Source organism: Bosea sp. F3-2, from assembly GCF_008253865.1.
Taxonomy (GTDB): Bacteria; Pseudomonadota; Alphaproteobacteria; order Rhizobiales; family Beijerinckiaceae; genus Allobosea.
This window is the reverse complement of record NZ_CP042331.1, coordinates 348821-365882: the sequence shown is the minus strand read 5'-3', so window position 1 is coordinate 365882 and position 17062 is coordinate 348821. Positions and strand designations below refer to the sequence as shown.

General features: G+C 66.1%; 13 protein-coding genes. 4 read left to right on the top strand and 9 right to left on the bottom strand.

Going from position 1 to position 17062, the window contains the following annotated elements; translation table 11 throughout:
- Position 1 precedes the first annotated feature (1 nt).
- Positions 2 to 2002: a cytochrome o ubiquinol oxidase subunit I gene (gene cyoB / locus FQV39_RS01800; protein ID WP_149128745.1), complete on the bottom strand. Its 2001-nt coding sequence runs from the start codon at positions 2000 to 2002 to the stop codon at positions 2 to 4.
- A 29-nt stretch (positions 2003 to 2031) separates the two neighbouring features.
- On the bottom strand, positions 2032 to 3162 hold the full coding sequence (cyoA, locus tag FQV39_RS01795) for a ubiquinol oxidase subunit II (protein WP_149128744.1): 1131 nt from the start codon (positions 3160 to 3162) through the stop codon (positions 2032 to 2034).
- Between the two features lie 136 nt (positions 3163 to 3298).
- Between cyoA and FQV39_RS01790 the strand changes: the two genes are divergently transcribed.
- On the top strand, positions 3299 to 4624 hold the full coding sequence (locus FQV39_RS01790; protein WP_149128743.1) for an MFS transporter: 1326 nt from the start codon (positions 3299 to 3301) through the stop codon (positions 4622 to 4624).
- 187 nt (positions 4625 to 4811) lie between these two features.
- Here FQV39_RS01790 and FQV39_RS01785 read toward each other — a convergent pair whose 3' ends face one another.
- Entirely contained in the window at positions 4812 to 5594 is a 783-nt protein-coding gene (locus tag FQV39_RS01785) for an enoyl-CoA hydratase/isomerase family protein (protein WP_149128742.1), read from the bottom strand.
- An 11-nt stretch (positions 5595 to 5605) separates the two neighbouring features.
- Positions 5606 to 6799, bottom strand: a complete 1194-nt coding sequence (locus tag FQV39_RS01780) for a CaiB/BaiF CoA transferase family protein (protein WP_149128741.1) — start codon at positions 6797 to 6799, stop codon at positions 5606 to 5608.
- A 261-nt stretch (positions 6800 to 7060) separates the two neighbouring features.
- Here FQV39_RS01780 and FQV39_RS01775 point away from each other — a divergent pair, with 261 nt between their 5' ends.
- Complete coding sequence (locus tag FQV39_RS01775) at positions 7061 to 9430, top strand: heavy metal translocating P-type ATPase (protein WP_149128740.1); 2370 nt, start codon at positions 7061 to 7063, stop codon at positions 9428 to 9430.
- 219 nt (positions 9431 to 9649) lie between these two features.
- Here FQV39_RS01775 and FQV39_RS01770 read toward each other — a convergent pair whose 3' ends face one another.
- Positions 9650 to 9997 carry a hypothetical protein gene (locus FQV39_RS01770; RefSeq protein ID WP_149128739.1) on the bottom strand — a complete coding sequence of 116 codons (348 nt, stop codon included), beginning with the start codon at positions 9995 to 9997 and terminating at the stop codon, positions 9650 to 9652.
- A 558-nt stretch (positions 9998 to 10555) separates the two neighbouring features.
- On the opposite strand from FQV39_RS01770, the gene FQV39_RS01765 reads away from it, so the two are divergent.
- Positions 10556 to 10711 carry a DUF1127 domain-containing protein gene (locus FQV39_RS01765; protein ID WP_149128738.1) on the top strand — a complete coding sequence of 52 codons (156 nt, stop codon included), beginning with the start codon at positions 10556 to 10558 and terminating at the stop codon, positions 10709 to 10711.
- Positions 10712 to 11048: 337 nt separating this feature from the next.
- Positions 11049 to 12455, top strand: a complete 1407-nt coding sequence (gene trmFO, locus FQV39_RS01760; protein ID WP_149128737.1) for a methylenetetrahydrofolate--tRNA-(uracil(54)-C(5))-methyltransferase (FADH(2)-oxidizing) TrmFO — start codon at positions 11049 to 11051, stop codon at positions 12453 to 12455.
- 338 nt (positions 12456 to 12793) lie between these two features.
- Here the strand turns inward: trmFO and FQV39_RS01755 are convergent, their stop codons facing one another.
- The 4 genes from FQV39_RS01755 to secD form a co-directional block, all read right to left on the bottom strand.
- A complete protein-coding gene (locus tag FQV39_RS01755) occupies positions 12794 to 13690 on the bottom strand; it encodes a phytoene/squalene synthase family protein (RefSeq protein WP_149128736.1) in 897 nt (298 codons plus the stop codon).
- Positions 13691 to 13901: 211 nt separating this feature from the next.
- Complete coding sequence (locus FQV39_RS01750) at positions 13902 to 14279, bottom strand: Mth938-like domain-containing protein (protein ID WP_149128735.1); 378 nt, start codon at positions 14277 to 14279, stop codon at positions 13902 to 13904.
- A 130-nt stretch (positions 14280 to 14409) separates the two neighbouring features.
- Positions 14410 to 15369, bottom strand: coding sequence for a protein translocase subunit SecF (secF, locus tag FQV39_RS01745; RefSeq protein WP_149133601.1), 960 nt, complete (start codon positions 15367 to 15369; stop codon positions 14410 to 14412).
- Between the two features lie 33 nt (positions 15370 to 15402).
- On the bottom strand, positions 15403 to 17013 hold the full coding sequence (gene secD / locus FQV39_RS01740; protein WP_149128734.1) for a protein translocase subunit SecD: 1611 nt from the start codon (positions 17011 to 17013) through the stop codon (positions 15403 to 15405).
- Positions 17014 to 17062 lie beyond the last annotated feature (49 nt).

Here is a 17062-nt window from a genome sequence, read left to right as displayed (position 1 = left end):
CTCAGGCCCGGCTCAGCAGTTCGGTGCGCGAATCCTCTTCGCGCAGAACGGCTTCGGCGGGGATGTGGAAGTCGCGGTCGTAGTTGAAGGTATGCGCGATCGTCGTCGCCAGGACGCCGACGAAGGTGAGCGCCGCCAGCCACCAGATGTACCAGATCAGCGCGAAGCCGCAGATCGTCGCGAGCCCGGCGATGATCACGCCGGCGCCGGTGTTCCGCGGCATGTGGATCGGCCGGAAGCCGCCGAGCGGGCGCTCATAGCCGCGCTTCTTCATGTCGGCCCAGGCGTCGAGGTCATGCACGATCGGCGTGAAGGCGAAGTTGTAGGCCGGCGGCGGCGAGGAGGTCGACCATTCCAGCGTGCGCGCATCCCAGGGGTCGCCGGTCGTATCGCGCAACGCCTCGCGGCGCAGGATGCTGACGCCGATCTGGATCAGGAAGCAGAGGATGCCGAACAGGATCAGCACCGCTCCGACAGCCGCAGCCACGAACCAGATCTGCAGCGAGGGATCCTCGAAGCGGCTCAGGCGCCGCGTCACGCCCATCAGGCCGAGCACATAGAGCGGCATGAAGGCGACGTAGAAGCCGACCACCCAGAACCAGAAGGAAAGCTTGCCCCAGAACGGATCGAGCCTGAAGCCGAAGGCTTTCGGGAACCAGTAGGCAATGCCGGCGAAGACGCCGAAGACCACGCCGCCGATGATGACGTTGTGGAAATGGGCGATCAGGAACAGGCTGTTATGCAGCACGAAATCGGCCGGCGGCACCGCGAGCATCACGCCGGTCATGCCGCCGATGACGAAGGTCAGCATGAAGGCGACAAGCCACATCATCGGCAATTCGAAGCGGATGCGGCCGCGATACATCGTGAACAGCCAGTTGAAGATCTTCGCGCCCGTCGGGATCGAGATGATCATCGTCGTGATGCCGAAGAAGGAGTTCACGCTGGCGCCCGAGCCCATCGTGAAGAAGTGGTGCAGCCAGACGAGGTAGGACAGGATGGTGATGACCACCGTCGCATAGACCATCGAGGCGTAGCCGAAGAGGCGCTTGCCGCAGAAGGCCGAGGCCACCTCCGAATAGACGCCGAAGATCGGCAGGATGAGGATGTAGACCTCGGGATGGCCCCAGATCCAGATCAGGTTCACGTACATCATCGGGTTGCCGCCGAGATCGTTCGTGAAGAAGTTGGTGCCGACATAGCGGTCGAGCGTCAGCAGCGCGAGCGTCGCCGCCAGGACCGGGAAGGTCGCGACGATCAGCACGTTGGTGCACAGCGCCGTCCAGCTGAAGACCGGCATCTTCATCATGTCCATGCCGGGGGCGCGCATCTTGACGATGGTCGCGATCAGGTTGACGCCCGACAGGGTCGTGCCGACGCCGGCGATCTGCAGCGCCCATAGGTAGTAATCCATGCCGACCCCGGGCGAGTACGCTGCGCCCGAGAGCGGCGGATAGGCGAGCCAGCCCACCTTGGCGAATTCGCCGACGAAGAGCGAGGCCATCACCAGCACCGCGCCGCCCACCGTCATCCAGAAGCTGAAATTGTTCAGGAAGGGGAAGGCGACGTCGCGCGCGCCGATCTGCAGCGGCATGACATAGTTCATCAGGCCGGTGACGAAGGGCATCGCCACGAAGAAGATCATGATCACGCCATGCGCCGTGAAGATCTGGTCGTAATGGTGCGGCGGCAGGTAGCCCTCGCTGCCGGCGAAGGCGATCGCCTGCTGGCCGCGCATCATCAGCGCGTCGGCAAAGCCGCGCAGCAGCATGATCACGCCCAGGATCATGTACATGATCCCGATCTTCTTGTGGTCCACGCTGGTGAACCACTCGTGCCAGAGATAGCCCCAGAGCTTGAACCGGGTGATCAGCGCGACGAGCGCGAGGCCGCCGAGCGCGACCGCGGCGAAGGTCCCGATCAGGATCGGCTCGTGATAGGGGATCGCTTCGAGAGTGAAGCGTCCAAACAGCAGCTTCCACCAGTCGGGGTAGGACGTCATGGTTCCCTCGCTCGCTCCGCGCAAGCGCCCTAGTTGGCGACGCGAGCGGTGACGCCCGCGGTGCCGTAGACATCGGTCGGCGTGCAGATCGCCGTCACGAAGGGACGCGGCGGCATCGGCTGCCCGCCCCGGCGCACGCTCTTGTCGTATTCGAGCGATGCGACGATATGGATGCCCTCCTTGCCGCCGCCGCCCTTGGCATCCATCGCCATCATGTCGCGCGTGCACATCTTGGCGCGGTCGACGCACATGTTGAGGATGGCGCCGAAGAGATCGGACGGGACGTCGCGGAACTGGCGCACCGGCTCGCGCTCGCTGGGGCGCTCCAGCACGAGATACTCCTCGCGCCCGAGCGTTTTGCCGTTGCGGATCGCGCCCTGCACCCAATCGCCGAAGCTCTTCTCGTCGACCCCGCGGAAGCGGAAGCGCATGTCGGAGAAGCCGGCGCCGCTATAGTTCGCGGAGAAGCCCTCGAAATCGCCGGGGTGATTGATCACGGCGTTGAGCTTCGTCTGCATGCCCGGCATGGCGTAGATCTGGCCGGCGAGCGCGGGAATGAAGAGCGAGTTCATCACCGAAGAGGAGGTGATGCGGAACTCGATCGGCTGATCGACCGGCGCCACGACCTCGTTGAGCGAGGCGATGCCCTGCGCCGGATAGAGAAACAGCCATTTCCAGTCGAGGGCCACGACCTGGATGACCAGCGGCTCCTTCCTGGGGGCCGTCTCGCCGGCCTTGGCCGCGAGAGCCTGCTTGCCCGCGCTGATGCGGTCGAGCGGCCGATAGGGATCGAGCAGATGCGTGCCCATCCAGGTCATCGCGCCGATGATGACGACGATCAGCAGCGGCACCGACCAGATCACCACCTCGAGCGGCAGCGAATGGTTCCAGTCCGGATGATAGGTGGCCTTGGCCGAGGCGCGATAGCGCCAGGCGAAGAAAATCGTCAGCGCCATCACCGGAATGATGATGAGCAGCATCAGCGCCGTGGAGGCGAGCATCAGGTTTCTTTGCTGCAGCGCAATGTCGCCCGAGGGCGACAGCAGTACCCACTGGCATCCGCCAAGCAGCGCAAAAACCGGCAAAGCCGCTAAAAATCGAAAGATCCGCAAGAGACTCGAGACCCCCCTCTTCCGGGAACAGCCGTTCTCTATTCTCATTCTTTCGCACCGCACATCGGACAATCTGTCCCATTGCGACGGTTTGACGGGTAGCTTCTATCCACCGTATCCATTTGTATGAGGCGCGGGCAAGCCCGGTCGTTCCGGTCAGCCCCTCAGCGAGGAATTCGCGGTCATGAGCGCTGACGCGGCGAGCCATTCACCGGGGCATCTGGCGGTCGATCACGGGCGCGACCATGTCACGCCCGCCGACATCGCGCTCGGTGTCATCATCGGCCGCACATCGGAATATTTCGATTTCTTCGTCTTCGGTCTCGGCTGCGTCCTGGTCTTCCCCGAATTGGTCTTCCCCTTCGCCGACCGGCTCACCGGCACGCTCTACGCCTTCGGCATCTTCGCGCTGGCCTTCGTGACACGCCCATTCGGCTCGGTGCTGTTCTTCGCGATCGACCGCCGCCACGGCCGGGCCACCAAGCTCACCGCGGCGCTCTTTCTCCTCGGCGGCTCGACCGCCGCCATCGCCTTCCTGCCGGGCTACGAGACGATCGGCATCTGGTCCGTCGTCATCCTCGCCGGCTTCCGCCTGCTGCAGGGCATCGCGCTCGGCGGTGCCTGGGACGGGCTGTCCTCCCTGCTTGCGCTCAACGCGCCGCCCAATCGCCGTGGCTGGTATGCGATGCTGCCGCAGCTCGGCGCCCCCTTCGGCTTCATCCTCGCCGCCGGGCTCTTCGCCTATTTCGAGGGCGCTCTCTCGAAGGAGGACTTCCTCGGCTGGGGCTGGCGCTACCCCTTCTTCGTCGCGCTGACGATCAACGTCGTGGCCCTGTTCGCCCGGCTGCGCATGGTCGCGACCCATGAATTCGCCGAGCTGATGGAAACGCGCGAGCTGATGCCGGTGCCGGTATCCGAGCTTATCCGGGCCCATGGCTGGACGCTCGTCCTCGGCGCCTTCGTGCCGCTGGCGAGCTTCGCGCTCTTCCACCTCGTCACCATCTTCCCGGTGAGCTGGATCAACCTCTTCACCGACCGCTCGGTCTCGGAGTTCCTGCTGGTGCAGGGCGCCGGCGCTGTGGTCGGCGCAGGCGCGATCGTCACCTCCGGCCTGATCGCCGACCAGATCGGCCGCCGCAACACGCTGCTCTTGTCCGGCTCGATGATCGCCCTGTTCAGCCTGTCGAGCATCGTCGCGCCGCTGCTCTTCGGCGACAGCCTCGCCGGCCAGACGATCTACGTCATCATCGGCTTCGGCCTGCTCGGCCTCTCCTACGGCCAGACTGCCGGCGCGGTCGCCTCGAGCTTCGGCACGCAGTACCGCTACACCGGCGCCGCCCTGACCTCCGACCTCGCCTGGCTCATCGGCGCAGGCTTCGCGCCACTTGTGGCGCTGACGGTGTCGAGCACCTTCGGCCTCGCCTGGGTCGGCGTGTATCTGCTCTCCGGCGCGCTCTGCACGCTGGCAGCGCTGGCGATCGACCGCAGGCTGGAAGGTCGCTACAGCTGAGCGGGCCCCCTCTCCACCGTCATTCTCGGGCGCCCGAAGGGAGACCCGAGAATCTCACGAAGATGGAGGCTCCCGAGCCGCCCTTGGCACGAGATTCTCGGGTCAAGCCCGAGCATGACGATTGCGGAATCCAGGGGTTCCGGGCTCAGGCCTGCGGCCTGCCCCGGAATGACGGCACAGCTTCCGATCAACGCCCCGTCCAGTTCGGGGGACGCTTGCCGAGGAAGGCCTCCATGCCTTCACGGAAATCGGCGCTGGTGTAGCAGAGCGTGACCAGATCGCGACCTTCGAGCCCCTCAGCGGTCGCGGCGGTCAGGCGGCGCATCGCCTCCTTGGTGGCGCGCATGGTCAGCGGCGCATGGCCCGCGATGGTCTGCGCCAGCTCGCCCGCCCGGCGCATCAGAGCGGCATGGTCCTGCAGCAATTCGCTGTAGAGACCGATGCGCTGCCCCTCCTCCGCCTCGACCAGCCGCGCCGTGAAGACGATGTCCTTGACCCGCGCCGGGCCGAGCATGGCGTAAAGCCGTGCATAATTCTCCATCGACAGGCAGTTGCCGAGCGTGCGCGCGATCGGGAAGCCGAAGCGCGCCGTCACGGTCGCGATCCGCAGGTCGCAGGAGAGCGCGATGCTGGCGCCGCCCCCGGTGACGGCGCCGGAGATTGCCGCCAGCGTCGGCACCGGGCAGCGCTCGATCGTGCCGATGACCTTCTCGATCCGCTCCTCATAGGCCAGAGCATCGTCGGCGCCGGAGAAGGCGCGGAACTGCGAGATGTCGGTGCCGGCGCCGAACGCCTTGTCGCCGGCCCCGGTCATGATGATCACGCGCGGATCGCCATGAGCCGCCGGATCGCGGCAGATCTCGGCGATGCGCTCATACATGGCGAAGGTCAGCGCGTTGCGCGCCTGCGGCCGGTTGAGCGTGATCGTGCCGACCCCGTTCTCGACCGCATATAGAATTTCGTCGTTCACGCCGGCCTCCGTCAGATCACGCCCTCGGCCCGCAGCCTTGCGAGCCCCACTTCGTCATAGCCGAGTTCGGCCAGGATCTCGTCATTGTGCTGGCCCGCCGTCGGTGTCGGCGTCGCGACATCGGCCGGCGTACGCGAGAGCGTCACGGGCTGGCCGACGAGGCGGATATCGCCGAGATCGGGATGGGTCAGCGGCTTGGCGATGCCGAGATGGCGGACCTGCGGGTCCTCGAACATCTGGTCGACCGCATAGATCGGCCCGGCCGGGACGCTGTGGCGCTCCATCGCCGCGAGCCAGTCGGCGTTGTCGGCCTCGCAGAGCCGCTCTTCGATCAGTTCCCGCAGCTCTGGCCGGCACGCGAAACGTTTCTCGGTGCTGTCGTAGCGGGCATCGGTGCCCCATTCGGGCCGCCCGATCGCACGGCAGAAGGAGCGCCATTGCTCCTCGCCGCCGACGCCGAGATTGATCGCGCCGTCGCGTGTCCGATAGACGCCCATCGGCGTCTGGTAGGGGTGGTCGTTGCCGGCCTGCGGCGGAACCGAGCCTTCGACGAGATAGCGCGCCGCCTGGAAATCCATCATCGCGATCTGGGCTTCGAGCAGCGAGGTCTGCACCCACTGCCCCTTGCCGGAGGTGGCTCGCTCCTGCAGCGCGACCAGCGCGCCGACAGCACCATAGATCCCTGCCGAGGAATCGGCGAGCGCGATGCCGGCCCTGACCGGCCCCTGCCCCGGCAGGCCGGTCACCGACATCATCCCGCCCATGCCCTGTGCGATCTGGTCGAAGCCGGCGCGCGTCCGATACGGGCCGGACTGGCCGAAGCCGGAGATCGAGACGAGGATCAGACGTGGGTTGCGGGCATGCAACGTCTCGAAATCGAGCCCGAGCCGCTCCTTCACATCGGGCCGGAAGTTCTCGACGAGCAGATCGGCATCATCGACGAGCTTCATCAGAATCGCCTTGCCCTCGGGCGTCTTCAGGTTGAGCGCGAGCGAGCGCTTGTTGCGATGCAGGTTCTGCATGTCGTAGCCGAGGCGCGGCCCGCTCATGTTCTCGTTCGGATCGACGCCCGGCGGGCTCTCCACCTTGATCACGTCGGCGCCGAAATCGGCGAAGACCCGTACACAGGTCGGTCCCGCCCGCACGCGGGTCAAATCCAGCACCCGGAGCCCTGCGAGGGCCGTTGATGGTTTCAGCTGCGCCATTTTTTGTTCGCTCCTCCCGGAGCGAACTATCCGGCCCGCTTCCCGAAGCCGTCAATCACCACTTGCATACTGCATGCAGGCATGGCGTGCATGGCGCGGAGCGCGTCACTCCCGCCGATCGCTGCCTCAAATCCTGAGCGGGCTCCGCATGGCCGCCCTGAATCGACGTCATGGGTGGGTCTGAAATTCTCTCTTGAACCTGAAGTGGCTACAGCTTGTAGAGAAGGAGTCCCGTAGCGAAGCGAGACGGAGACTCGAGTTATGGCCGCCCCCTCCCAAGCCGAAGCCAAGACCCTTGCCTGGAAGGTCGGCGGCATGGATTGTGCGAGCTGCGCGACGAAGATTCGCGGCGCGGTCGAACGCCTCCCCGGCGTCAGCGACGTGAAGCTCTCGGTGATGTCGGAGACGCTGACGCTCTCGCTCGACGCAGGGTCGACCACGCCCGAGGCGATCGAGAAGCGCGTGAACGGGCTCGGTTACACCACCGCGGCGCTGGCGAAGGCTCCGGTCGAGAAGCCGGCCGCGAAGGGCAACTGCCGCGACTACGACCATCATGACCACGATCATGGCGGGCACGCGCGTGACCATGCTGGGCATGAGCATGGCGACGCCTGCCGCTTTGGCCATGCACACGACCATGATCATGCCCATGGCCACGATCATGCCGGGCACGACCACGGCCCGAGGGCGACCAAGGCAGCCGCGGCGAAGGATCATGGCCACGGCCTCCCCGGCCATATCCATGAAATGACGCCCGACGGCGCGCGCTGGTATCAGACTGGCAAGGGCCGCCTCGTCATCGGCACCGCCCTGCTCCTCGGCGCCGCCTACGCCGTCCGCCTGCTCTGGGCGGATATCGGCCACTGGGCCTTCATCCTGGCCTGTATCGTCGGCGTCATGCCCGTCGCGAAGCGCGCCTTCGCGGCCGCCCGCGCCGGCATTCCCTTCACCATCGAGATGCTGATGACGATCGCCGCCATCGGCGCGCTCTTCATCGGCGCGGCCGAGGAAGCAGCGCTGGTCGTCTTCCTCTTCGCCGTCGGCGAGGTGCTGGAAGGTGTGGCGGCCGACCGTGCCCGCGCCTCGATCCGGGCACTGGGCGACCTCGTTCCCAAGACCGCCCTCGTCGAGGAGAATGGCGCGACCCGCCAGGTCGATGCCGCCAGCCTGACAATCGGCCAGATCGTGCTGGTCCGTCCGGGCGACCGCATCCCGGCCGATGGCGCGATCACCGACGGCATCTCCGGCATCGACGAGAGCCCGGTCACGGGAGAGTCCGTGCCCAAGACCAAGGGCGTCGGCGAGCCCGTCTTCGCCGGCTCGGTCAATCGCGAGGCGGCGCTGCGCGTACGCGTCGACAAGGCTGCCGAGGACAACACCATCGCCCGCATCATCCGCCTGGTCGAGGAGGCGCAGGAAGCACGCGCGCCGACCGAGCGCTTCATCGACCGCTTCTCGCGCTGGTACATGCCGGCGATCGTCGGGCTCGCTTTGCTGGTCGCGCTGGTGCCGCCGCTCGCGTTTGGGGCGGAGTGGTCGGTCTGGATCTACCGGGCGCTGGCGCTGCTGCTGATCGGCTGCCCCTGCGCGCTGGTCATCTCGGTTCCCGCCTCGATCGCCGCCGCGCTCTCGGCCGGCGCGCGCCAGGGCCTGCTGATGAAGGGCGGCGTCGTCATCGAGACAGCAGCCAAGACCGGCCTCGTCGCGTTCGACAAGACCGGCACGCTCACCCAGGGCAAGCCGCGCGTCACCGATGTCACCGCCCTCGCCGGTACGGAATCCGAAGTGCTGGCGCTGGCCGCCGCTGTCGAGCACGGCTCCGCCCACCCGCTCGCCGAGGCCGTGCTTGAGCGTACCCGCGCAGACGGCATCGCCTACGGACCGGCGACCGAGGCGGCGGCCCTCGCCGGCCAGGGCGTCACCGGCACGGTCGCCGGGCGCGCCGTCTTCGTCGGCGCGCCGCGCCATGCAGAGAAGCGGGCTCCGTTCGACGAGCGGGCACGCCTTGCCGCCGAAGAACTGGAAGCCGCCGGCAAGACCGTCGCCGCGGTCGTGGTCGATGGCGCGCTCGCCGGGTTCATCGCCTTGCGTGACGAGCCGCGCGAGGACGCCGCCACCGCCATCGCCGAGCTCAAGGCGATGGGCGTCCGCTCGGCCATGCTGACCGGCGACAATGCCCGCACGGGCGCCGCCATCGCCGGTCAGCTCGGCATGGAACACAAGGCTGAGCTGATGCCGGACGACAAGGTCACGGCGATCAAGGCCTTCGCGGCGGAAACCCCGGTGATGATGGTCGGTGACGGCATCAACGACGCCCCTGCTCTCGCCGCCGCCAGCATCGGCGTCGCCATGGGCTCGGGCACCGATGTCGCACTGGAGACGGCGGATGGCGCCGTGCTGAAGAGCCGCGTCCGCGACGTCGCGGCGCTGATCCGGCTGGCACGCGCGGCGATGGCCAATATCCACGCCAACATCACGATCGCGCTCGGGCTGAAGGCCGTGTTCCTGGTCACCAGCGTGCTGGGCTACACCGGGCTCTGGGTCGCGATCCTCGCCGACACTGGCGCGACCGTCATCGTCACCGCCAACGCGCTGCGGCTGCTGCGCTTCGACGCAGGCAAGGCCAGCTGACAGCCGCAGACGGATCGACCTGAAACAATGAAGCCGGGCGGAAGGCCCGGCTTTAGCGCATTTAGAGCCTGCTGTGTTTTGATGGAAACACGCGTCATCCCGGCCGGAGCGAAGCGGAGAGCCGGGATCCATGCCTGAACCTTTGTCGGGAAGCGCTCTGGCATGGATCCCGGGTCAAGCCCGGGATGACGGCGTGTTTCCGTAGAAAATCGGCAGGCCCTAGACGCTGATGTCGGCGAAGGCTCCGGTCCGGCGTTCGTTCTTCGCCTCCATCTGCCTGAGCATCTCCTCGCGAACCCTGGCCATGACGTCAGCCTTGGCCTTCGAGTCGAGTTTGTTGAACTGCTCCTCGGTCATGCCCAGCTTGTCGAGGATCGCCTTCTGAACCCGCTCTTCCGGTGTCATCCGGGCGATCTTCAGAAACTCGGCCTCGGTCGAGGTCGAGGACGAGGAGGCCGCGGTGGAAGCGGTGGAATCCTGTTTCGACTCGCCTTCCGTTGTCGGCTTCGTCGCATAGGTCGTCGGTAGATTGATGGGCCAGTTCGAGGTCGAGAACGAGACGGACATCGCGCGCTCCTTTCTGCTGGGCAGGAACACGCAATCTCCAGGCCGTCGCCAACCATCATGAATTTAGCAGATATTTCAAATTGTTACCCGACAAGCGGCGAAAGGAAACACTTGCCGCGCCGCGCAGATTCGGCAATTTCTGCCCGGCAAACATCGCCTCCTGACTGGATTCGGCGAGCGATCGGCAGACGCTTTGGTCGCCTGCGACGGCATAGGCGGCAGCTCATTTTGCAACGCAAAATTGTAGCACCTGCGCGACGCTCGATTGAGCAAGTGCAATATGCCTGTCGAATAATCAGGCCGAACGACGCCAGCGTCAAAACAAAGCCAGAGCCTAATTTATGGGCAGAGAATCAACCATATTTCAGCCACAACCCTTACCTCAGCGCAGGTCGACCTCACAAAAATGACCGGAAACTTAATTCGTCATGCGCAAAAAGCATAACAGAGCTGACCGACAGCCCCTGTTGGAGGCAGTCCGCCTCGCTTATATGCAGTGCACAACGAAATTATCGCTGTGGGCACCGCCCCGCTCCGGATTACGCAAGGAAGACCACCATGTTCGTCACGATGATCGCTGCCAAAATTCGCGCTTACCTCCGCTATCGCGAGACCGTTCGCGAGCTCTCCCGCCTGACCGACCGCGAGCTCGATGATCTCGGCCTGTCGCGCTCGGAGATCACCTTCATCGCCCGCTCGCACGCGGCGGCCTGAAGATCCTGACTTCGAACCGCCGCGCATGGGGCGCGGCGCGTTCAGCCTAGTTTCTCCCGGGTTCGTGTTTCCCCTCCCCTCGAACCTGGTCGAAGAGCGAATGCCCGCCTCACGGCGGGCATTTTGCGTTTGGAGACGATATGGCTCTCCCGTCATTGCGAGCCCCCGGGTCTTGCCTTCGGCAAGCCCGAGGACAGGCTCCGCGAAGCAATCCAGGGGGACCGGGTGAGACGTTCAACCCAGTCCCCCTGGATTGCTTCGTCGCTTCGCTCCTCGCAATGACGGCGATCCGGATTCTGCCCTTGACCTGAAAGCCGGCTGTGGACACATCGCAGCCATGGAACCAGTACACATCATCGGCGGTGGCCTCGCCGGCTCCGAAGCCGCCTGGCAGATCGCGCAGGCCGGCGTCCCGGTCGTCATCCACGAGATGCGCCCCGTGCGCGGCACCGACGCCCACAAGACCGAAGGGCTTGCCGAGCTCGTCTGCTCGAACTCCTTCCGTTCCGACGATTCATCCAGCAATGCCGTCGGCCAGCTTCATTGGGAGATGCGCCGGCTCGGCTCGCTGATCATGGCCAAGGGCGATGCCCATCAGGTGCCGGCCGGCGGCGCGCTCGCCGTCGACCGCGACGGTTTCTCGCAGGCCGTCACCGCCGCGCTGGAGAGCCACCCGCTCGTCACCATCGCGCGCGGCGAGATCGCCGGCCTGCCGCCGGCCGAATGGGACAAGGTCATCATCGCCACCGGCCCGCTGACCTCGCCCGCGCTGGCGCAGGGGCTGCAGGCGCTGACCGGCGAAGATTCGCTCGCCTTCTTCGATGCCATCGCGCCGATCGTCCATTTCGATTCGATCGACATGGAGACTGCCTGGTTCCAGTCGCGCTACGACAAGGCGGGACCGGGTGGCACCGGCGCCGACTACATCAACTGCCCGCTCGACCGCGACCAGTACGAGGCCTTCATCGACGCGCTGATTGCCGCCGAGAAGACCGAGTTCAAGGAATGGGAAGGCACGCCCTATTTCGACGGCTGCCTGCCGATCGAGGTGATGGCCGAGCGCGGCCGCGAGACCCTGCGCTGGGGGCCGATGAAGCCGGTCGGCCTCACCAACAAGCATAACCCGACCGTGAAGGCCTATGCCGTGGTGCAGCTGCGCCAGGACAATGCGCTCGGCACCCTGTTCAACATGACCGGCTTCCAGACCAAGCTGAAATATGGCGAGCAGTCTCGCATCTTCCGGCTGATCCCCGGCCTGCAGAACGCCGAGTTCGCCCGGCTCGGCGGCATCCACCGCAATACCTATCTGAACTCGCCGAAGCTGCTCGACGAGAGCCTGCGGCTCAAGGCCGACCAGCGCCTGCGCTTCGCCGGCCAGATCACCGGCTGCGAGGGTTATGTCGAGAGCGCTGCGACCGGCCTCCTCGCCGGACGCATGGCAGCAGCCGAGCGCCTCGGCCGCGATCTGCCGCTGCCGCCGGCGACGACCGCGCTGGGCGCGCTGGTCAACCACATCACCGGCGGCCACATCGTCACCATCGACGAGGGGCCCCGCTCCTTCCAGCCGATGAACATCAATTTCGGGCTGTTCCCGCATCCCGACCAGGTCATCACCCACGGCCCTGACGGCAAGCGCCTGAAAGGCCCGGCCAAGAGCCTTGCCCGCAAGCAGGCGCTGACGGCGCGGGCGAAGGTCGAGATGGATGCCTGGGCGAGCGGCATCGAGGTGAAGGCGGCGGAGTAAAGCACTCCGTCATTCCGGAGCAGGCCGAAGGCCTGAGCCCGGAACCCATGAACACGACGCTGTTTCAGAAAAGCACGGACAGCGCGGGAACCCCCTCTCCTGGAAGGAGAGGGGCAGGGGTGAGGTGTAGGCCGTTGGACCAGCGAGGCACGCCCTCACCGCAGCAGCGGTGAGATCACGGCGAAAGCGTCCAACGGCCGACCCCTCACCCTGCCCTCTCCCTCCGGGAGAGGGTTCCCCGCGTAACCTTAGTCAGCGTTGTGCTCATGGGTTCCGGGCTCTTCGCTGACGCGAAGCCCCGGAATGACGATGTGGTTCCGCGCCACGAGATGCTCGGGTCAAGCCCGGGCATGACGACGGGCCGCCCGCCACAGGATCCATTGCCGGCGCCAGGCCGGCAGGGTGATGATGGTCCGGTAGGGATCGTAACCCCTGACCTCCATCCGCCTGAGATAGGGCTCCACCAGAGCCGCGGGCAGGAAGGCCGGCTTCAGCGCCGGCGGAATCGTTTCGCTGAGGCTCGCGAGCTTCTTCAGATGGTTGCGGGCGATCTCCCGCAGCTCCTTCAGCGTATAGAGCACGCCAGGCCCGCCGCGCCCGCGCACGATGTCGTCGCGCGTGACGCCGTTGCGGGCGAGGATATCGGCCGGCAGATAGACCTGCCCCTCCGCCGCATGCCACGGGAAAGCGCGCATCAAACCCGTCAGCGCATAGGCGACGCCGGCATGGCCGCAGGCCGTCGCCCCACCCGGATCGCGCCCGCCCGCCAGGATCAGGCAGGCCAGCCGGATCACCGCGCTTGCCGTCTCGCCGGCATAGCCCTCCAGATCGCGAAGCGAGGGCATCGGATCATCGTAGAGGTCGAAGATGCGCGCATCGATCAGTGCGGTCAGCGGCGCGATCGGCAGGCGATAGCGCCGGACGGTGTCGAGCAGGGCCGCGGCCACGGGATGCGCCTGCGTCTCGCCGGCCGGCTGGCCTTCCAGCACGTCGCGCCACCATTGCAGCCTGACCTCGCCTGGCAACGGCTCACTGACCAGCGCGCGCACGCGCGCAATCTCGAGGCTGAAGGCATAGAGAGCATAGAGCGCCGCCCGGCGATCTTCGGGGGCGTAGAGACCGGCGATATAGCGATCCTGATCCTGCTCGCGCACGAGCGTCGCGCAATGAGCATAAGCCTCCGGCAAGCGCGCCGACGCGATGTCCCTACGATCATCGGTTTCAGTGTGCGGCATTGTCCCGCCTCGGCCCGCCATCGTGAGACCGTTCCTAATGTAGGGCAAGCGCCTTGCCCCTGCTACGCATCGCTCGCATGGCCGGCCTTCCAAACTGCCGGCAGGGTTCCTAGAACGCCGCACGTCCTATCGGACGCGAAGTGGCGATCTATCCCTTTGTCTGAGCACCGGATTTGTCCGAAAAGTGGATTCCACTTTTCGGTCCGATGCTCTAGTCGATCGCGATCAACGCGGCGGCGACGCGTCGGTCTTCACCGACGAGGACATTGTAGGTGCGGGCAGCCGCTCCGGTCGCCATGCCTTCCACCGTGATCCCGGCCTGCCTCAGCGGATCACGCAGAGCGGGCGGAATGAAGGCAATATCGGCCCCTGTCCCGATCAACAGGAAGTCGATGCTATCGGCCTCGTCGAGCACCGGCTGCAGGCTCTCGATCGTCACCTCGGAAAAGCGCGCCACCGGCCAGATGCGGATGCCGGCCGGCGTCGCGATGATCGAGCCTTTGTGACTCATCTCGGCGAAGCGGAAGCCGCCGCTCCCGATCGCGTCGAGCGGGAAGCGGCCGGGAACGAAACCGTCGAAGCGCGGCATCTTATCTCTCTCCGGCTTCCATCGCCGTCATTGCGAGAAGCGAAGCGACGAAGCAATCCAGGGCCGCAGGGCGGAACCGTTCAACCCAGTCCTCCTGGATTGCTTCGCTCCGCTCGCAATGACGGAACTATCAGGCCTTGGCCTTGGCGGCCGAAGCCTTGGCGCGCGCCGTCTCCTGCGCTTCCTCGCGGGCGCCGGCCGAGCGGACATCCATGTAGAGCAGCACCGGCGTCGAGATGAACATTGCCGAGTAGGTGCAGATCACCACGCCGAACAGCATGACGAGCGCGAAGCCTTCGATCGCCGAGCCGCCGAACAGCACCAGCGCCAGCAGCGACAGGAAGGTCGTCGTCGCCGTCATCGCCGTGCGAGACAGGGTCGAGTTGACCGACAGGTCGAGGAGCTCGGCCACCGGCATGGTCTTGTAGCGGCGCAGCAATTCGCGGGTACGGTCGAACACCACGACGGTCTCGTTCAGCGAGTAGCCGACGATGGTCAAAATCGCCGCGATCGAAGTGAGGTTGAACTCGAGCTGCGTGATCAGGAAGAAGCCGATTGTGAGCACGATATCGTGCAGCGTGCCGATGATCGCGCCGATCGCCAGCGGCATCTCGAAGCGGAACCAGAGGTAGATCAGCACGCCGACGATCGCGAGCACGACGCCGAGCGTGCCGGCCTGCACCAATTCACCCGAGACGCGCGGACCGACCGTCTCGACGCGGCGGAACTCGTACTGCGAGGCGAAGGCGTCGCGCGCCTTCACCACGACCGCCTGCTGCGCCGTCTCGCCGCCCGGCTGCATGCCGAAGCGCATCGAGACCTCGCCGCCCGTGCCGAATTCCTGCACCTCGGCCTCGCCGAAGCCGAGCCCGTTCGCGGTATGGCGGATCTGGGCGATGTCGACGGCGCCCGCCTTTGACTGCATCTCGATCAGCGTGCCGCCCTTGAAGTCGATGCCGAAATTCAGCCCAACCGTCAGGAACAGCACGATCACCAGGACCGAATAGGCAGCCGAGAGCGGATAGCTGACACGGCGGAACCAGACGAATTTGATGCGGGTATTGTCGGGAACGATGCGAAGCAGGCGCATGCGCATGGCCAATCTCCTCTAGAGCTGGCAGCGTCAGAACGGGAGGTGCTTGGGCTTGGCCCAGCGATACCAGAGCGCGATCAGCATCCGGGTCAGCGTCACCGCCGTGATGACGGTGGTGAGAATGCCCAGGATGAACACGACCGCAAAGCCACGCACCGGACCTGAGCCGAGCGAGAACAGCGCTACCGCCGCAATCAGCATGGTGACGTTGGAATCGATGATCGTGGCGAAGGCGCGCTGGAAGCCGGCCTCGAGCGCCAAAACGAGGCTGCGGCCCTGATGCTCCTCTTCGCGCATGCGCTCGTAGATCAGCACGTTGGAGTCGACCGCCGTGCCGATGGTCAGCACGATGCCGGCAATGCCGGGCAGCGTCATCGTCGCGCCGAGGAAGGACATCAGGCCGAAGATCAGGCCGACATGGACGAGCAGCGCCACGCTCGCGATCAGGCCGAAGAGGCCATAGGTCGCCAGCATGTAGATCACCACCAGCACGGTCGCGATCAGGGTCGCCATCTTGCCCGCGCGGATCGAGTCTGCACCGAGGCCGGGACCGACCGTGCGCTCCTCGACGATCGTCATCTTGGCGGGCAGCGCGCCGGCGCGCAGCAGGATCGAGAGGTTGTTGACCTGCTCGACCGTGAAGTTGCCGGAGATCTGGCCCGAGCCACCCGTGATCGGCGACTGGATCACCGGCGACGAGATCACCTTGTTGTCGAGCACGATCGCCAGCGGGCGGCCGAGGTTCTCGGTGGTGATCTGGCCGAAGCGCTGGGCGCCGCGGATGTTGAAGCGGAAGTTCACGATCGGCTGACCGCTGCGCGAATCGAAGGCCGGCTGCGCGTCGATCAGGTCGGCGCCGTCGACGGAGGGCTGGCGCAGCACCGGGACAGTCTGGCCGCCGGCATCCTGCGAGGGCAGCATGTCGACTTCGCTGCTGTTGGCGTCGCCGACGAGGCGGAACTCCAGCTTGGCCGTGTCGCCGAGGATCTGCTTCAGGCGCTGCGGATCCTGCAGGCCGGGCACCTGCACCAGAATGCGATCGAGGCCCTGGCGCTGGATGTTCGGTTCGGTGGTACCGAGCGCGTCGACGCGCCGGCGCAGGACTTCCATCGCCTGCTCGACGGCGCGACGGATGCGCTCGTTCGAGCCGGCTTCCGTCACCGTCAGCTGGATCAGGCCATCAGGCTGCTCGGCAATAGCGATCGACTGGTTGCCCGAGGGACCGAAGGCGCCGAGCGTGCCGATCGGCTGGGCGAGCTCGCGCAGCTTCGGCAGCACGCGGGCGCGCTCGGCCGCGTCGGGGACGCGCACCTGCACGCCGCGCGTCGTGGTCTGAATCCCGCCTTGGATGCTGATGCGCTCTTCGCGCAGGACGCGGCGGACGTCATCACGCAGCTGGGTCACCTGGCTGCGCACCAGCTCCGCCCGGTCGATCTCGAGCAGGACGTGCGAGCCGCCCTGCAGGTCAAGGCCGAGCACCACCGCATGGATCGGCAGGAAGATGCGCGGAATCCAGGACGGCGCGTTGTCGGCAATCGACTTGCGCGTCTCCGGCGAGAACAGGTTCGGCACGGCGAGCCCACAGCCGACGATCAGCACGAGCAGGACGAGAATGACCTTGCGGGCCTGGAGACGAAGCATCTGCGTGAACAGCCTTGTTGTGGTGCCTCAGGCCCCATGCGGGGCCTGA

What these genes read in the sequence shown, in the direction of transcription:
- cyoB (WP_149128745.1), bottom strand. Translation starts at nt 2,002, where the DNA reads ATGACGTCCTACCCCGACTGGTGGAAGCTGCTGTTTGGACGCTTCACT.
- cyoA (WP_149128744.1), bottom strand. Translation starts at nt 3,162, where the DNA reads ATGAGAATAGAGAACGGCTGTTCCCGGAAGAGGGGGGTCTCGAGTCTC.
- FQV39_RS01790 (WP_149128743.1), top strand. Translation starts at nt 3,299, where the DNA reads ATGAGCGCTGACGCGGCGAGCCATTCACCGGGGCATCTGGCGGTCGAT.
- FQV39_RS01780 (WP_149128741.1), bottom strand. Translation starts at nt 6,799, where the DNA reads ATGGCGCAGCTGAAACCATCAACGGCCCTCGCAGGGCTCCGGGTGCTG.
- FQV39_RS01775 (WP_149128740.1), top strand. Translation starts at nt 7,061, where the DNA reads ATGGCCGCCCCCTCCCAAGCCGAAGCCAAGACCCTTGCCTGGAAGGTC.
- FQV39_RS01770 (WP_149128739.1), bottom strand. Translation starts at nt 9,997, where the DNA reads ATGTCCGTCTCGTTCTCGACCTCGAACTGGCCCATCAATCTACCGACG.
- FQV39_RS01765 (WP_149128738.1), top strand. Translation starts at nt 10,556, where the DNA reads ATGTTCGTCACGATGATCGCTGCCAAAATTCGCGCTTACCTCCGCTAT.
- trmFO (WP_149128737.1), top strand. Translation starts at nt 11,049, where the DNA reads ATGGAACCAGTACACATCATCGGCGGTGGCCTCGCCGGCTCCGAAGCC.
- FQV39_RS01755 (WP_149128736.1), bottom strand. Translation starts at nt 13,690, where the DNA reads ATGCCGCACACTGAAACCGATGATCGTAGGGACATCGCGTCGGCGCGC.
- FQV39_RS01750 (WP_149128735.1), bottom strand. Translation starts at nt 14,279, where the DNA reads ATGCCGCGCTTCGACGGTTTCGTTCCCGGCCGCTTCCCGCTCGACGCG.
- secF (WP_149133601.1), bottom strand. Translation starts at nt 15,369, where the DNA reads ATGCGCCTGCTTCGCATCGTTCCCGACAATACCCGCATCAAATTCGTC.
- secD (WP_149128734.1), bottom strand. Translation starts at nt 17,013, where the DNA reads ATGCTTCGTCTCCAGGCCCGCAAGGTCATTCTCGTCCTGCTCGTGCTG.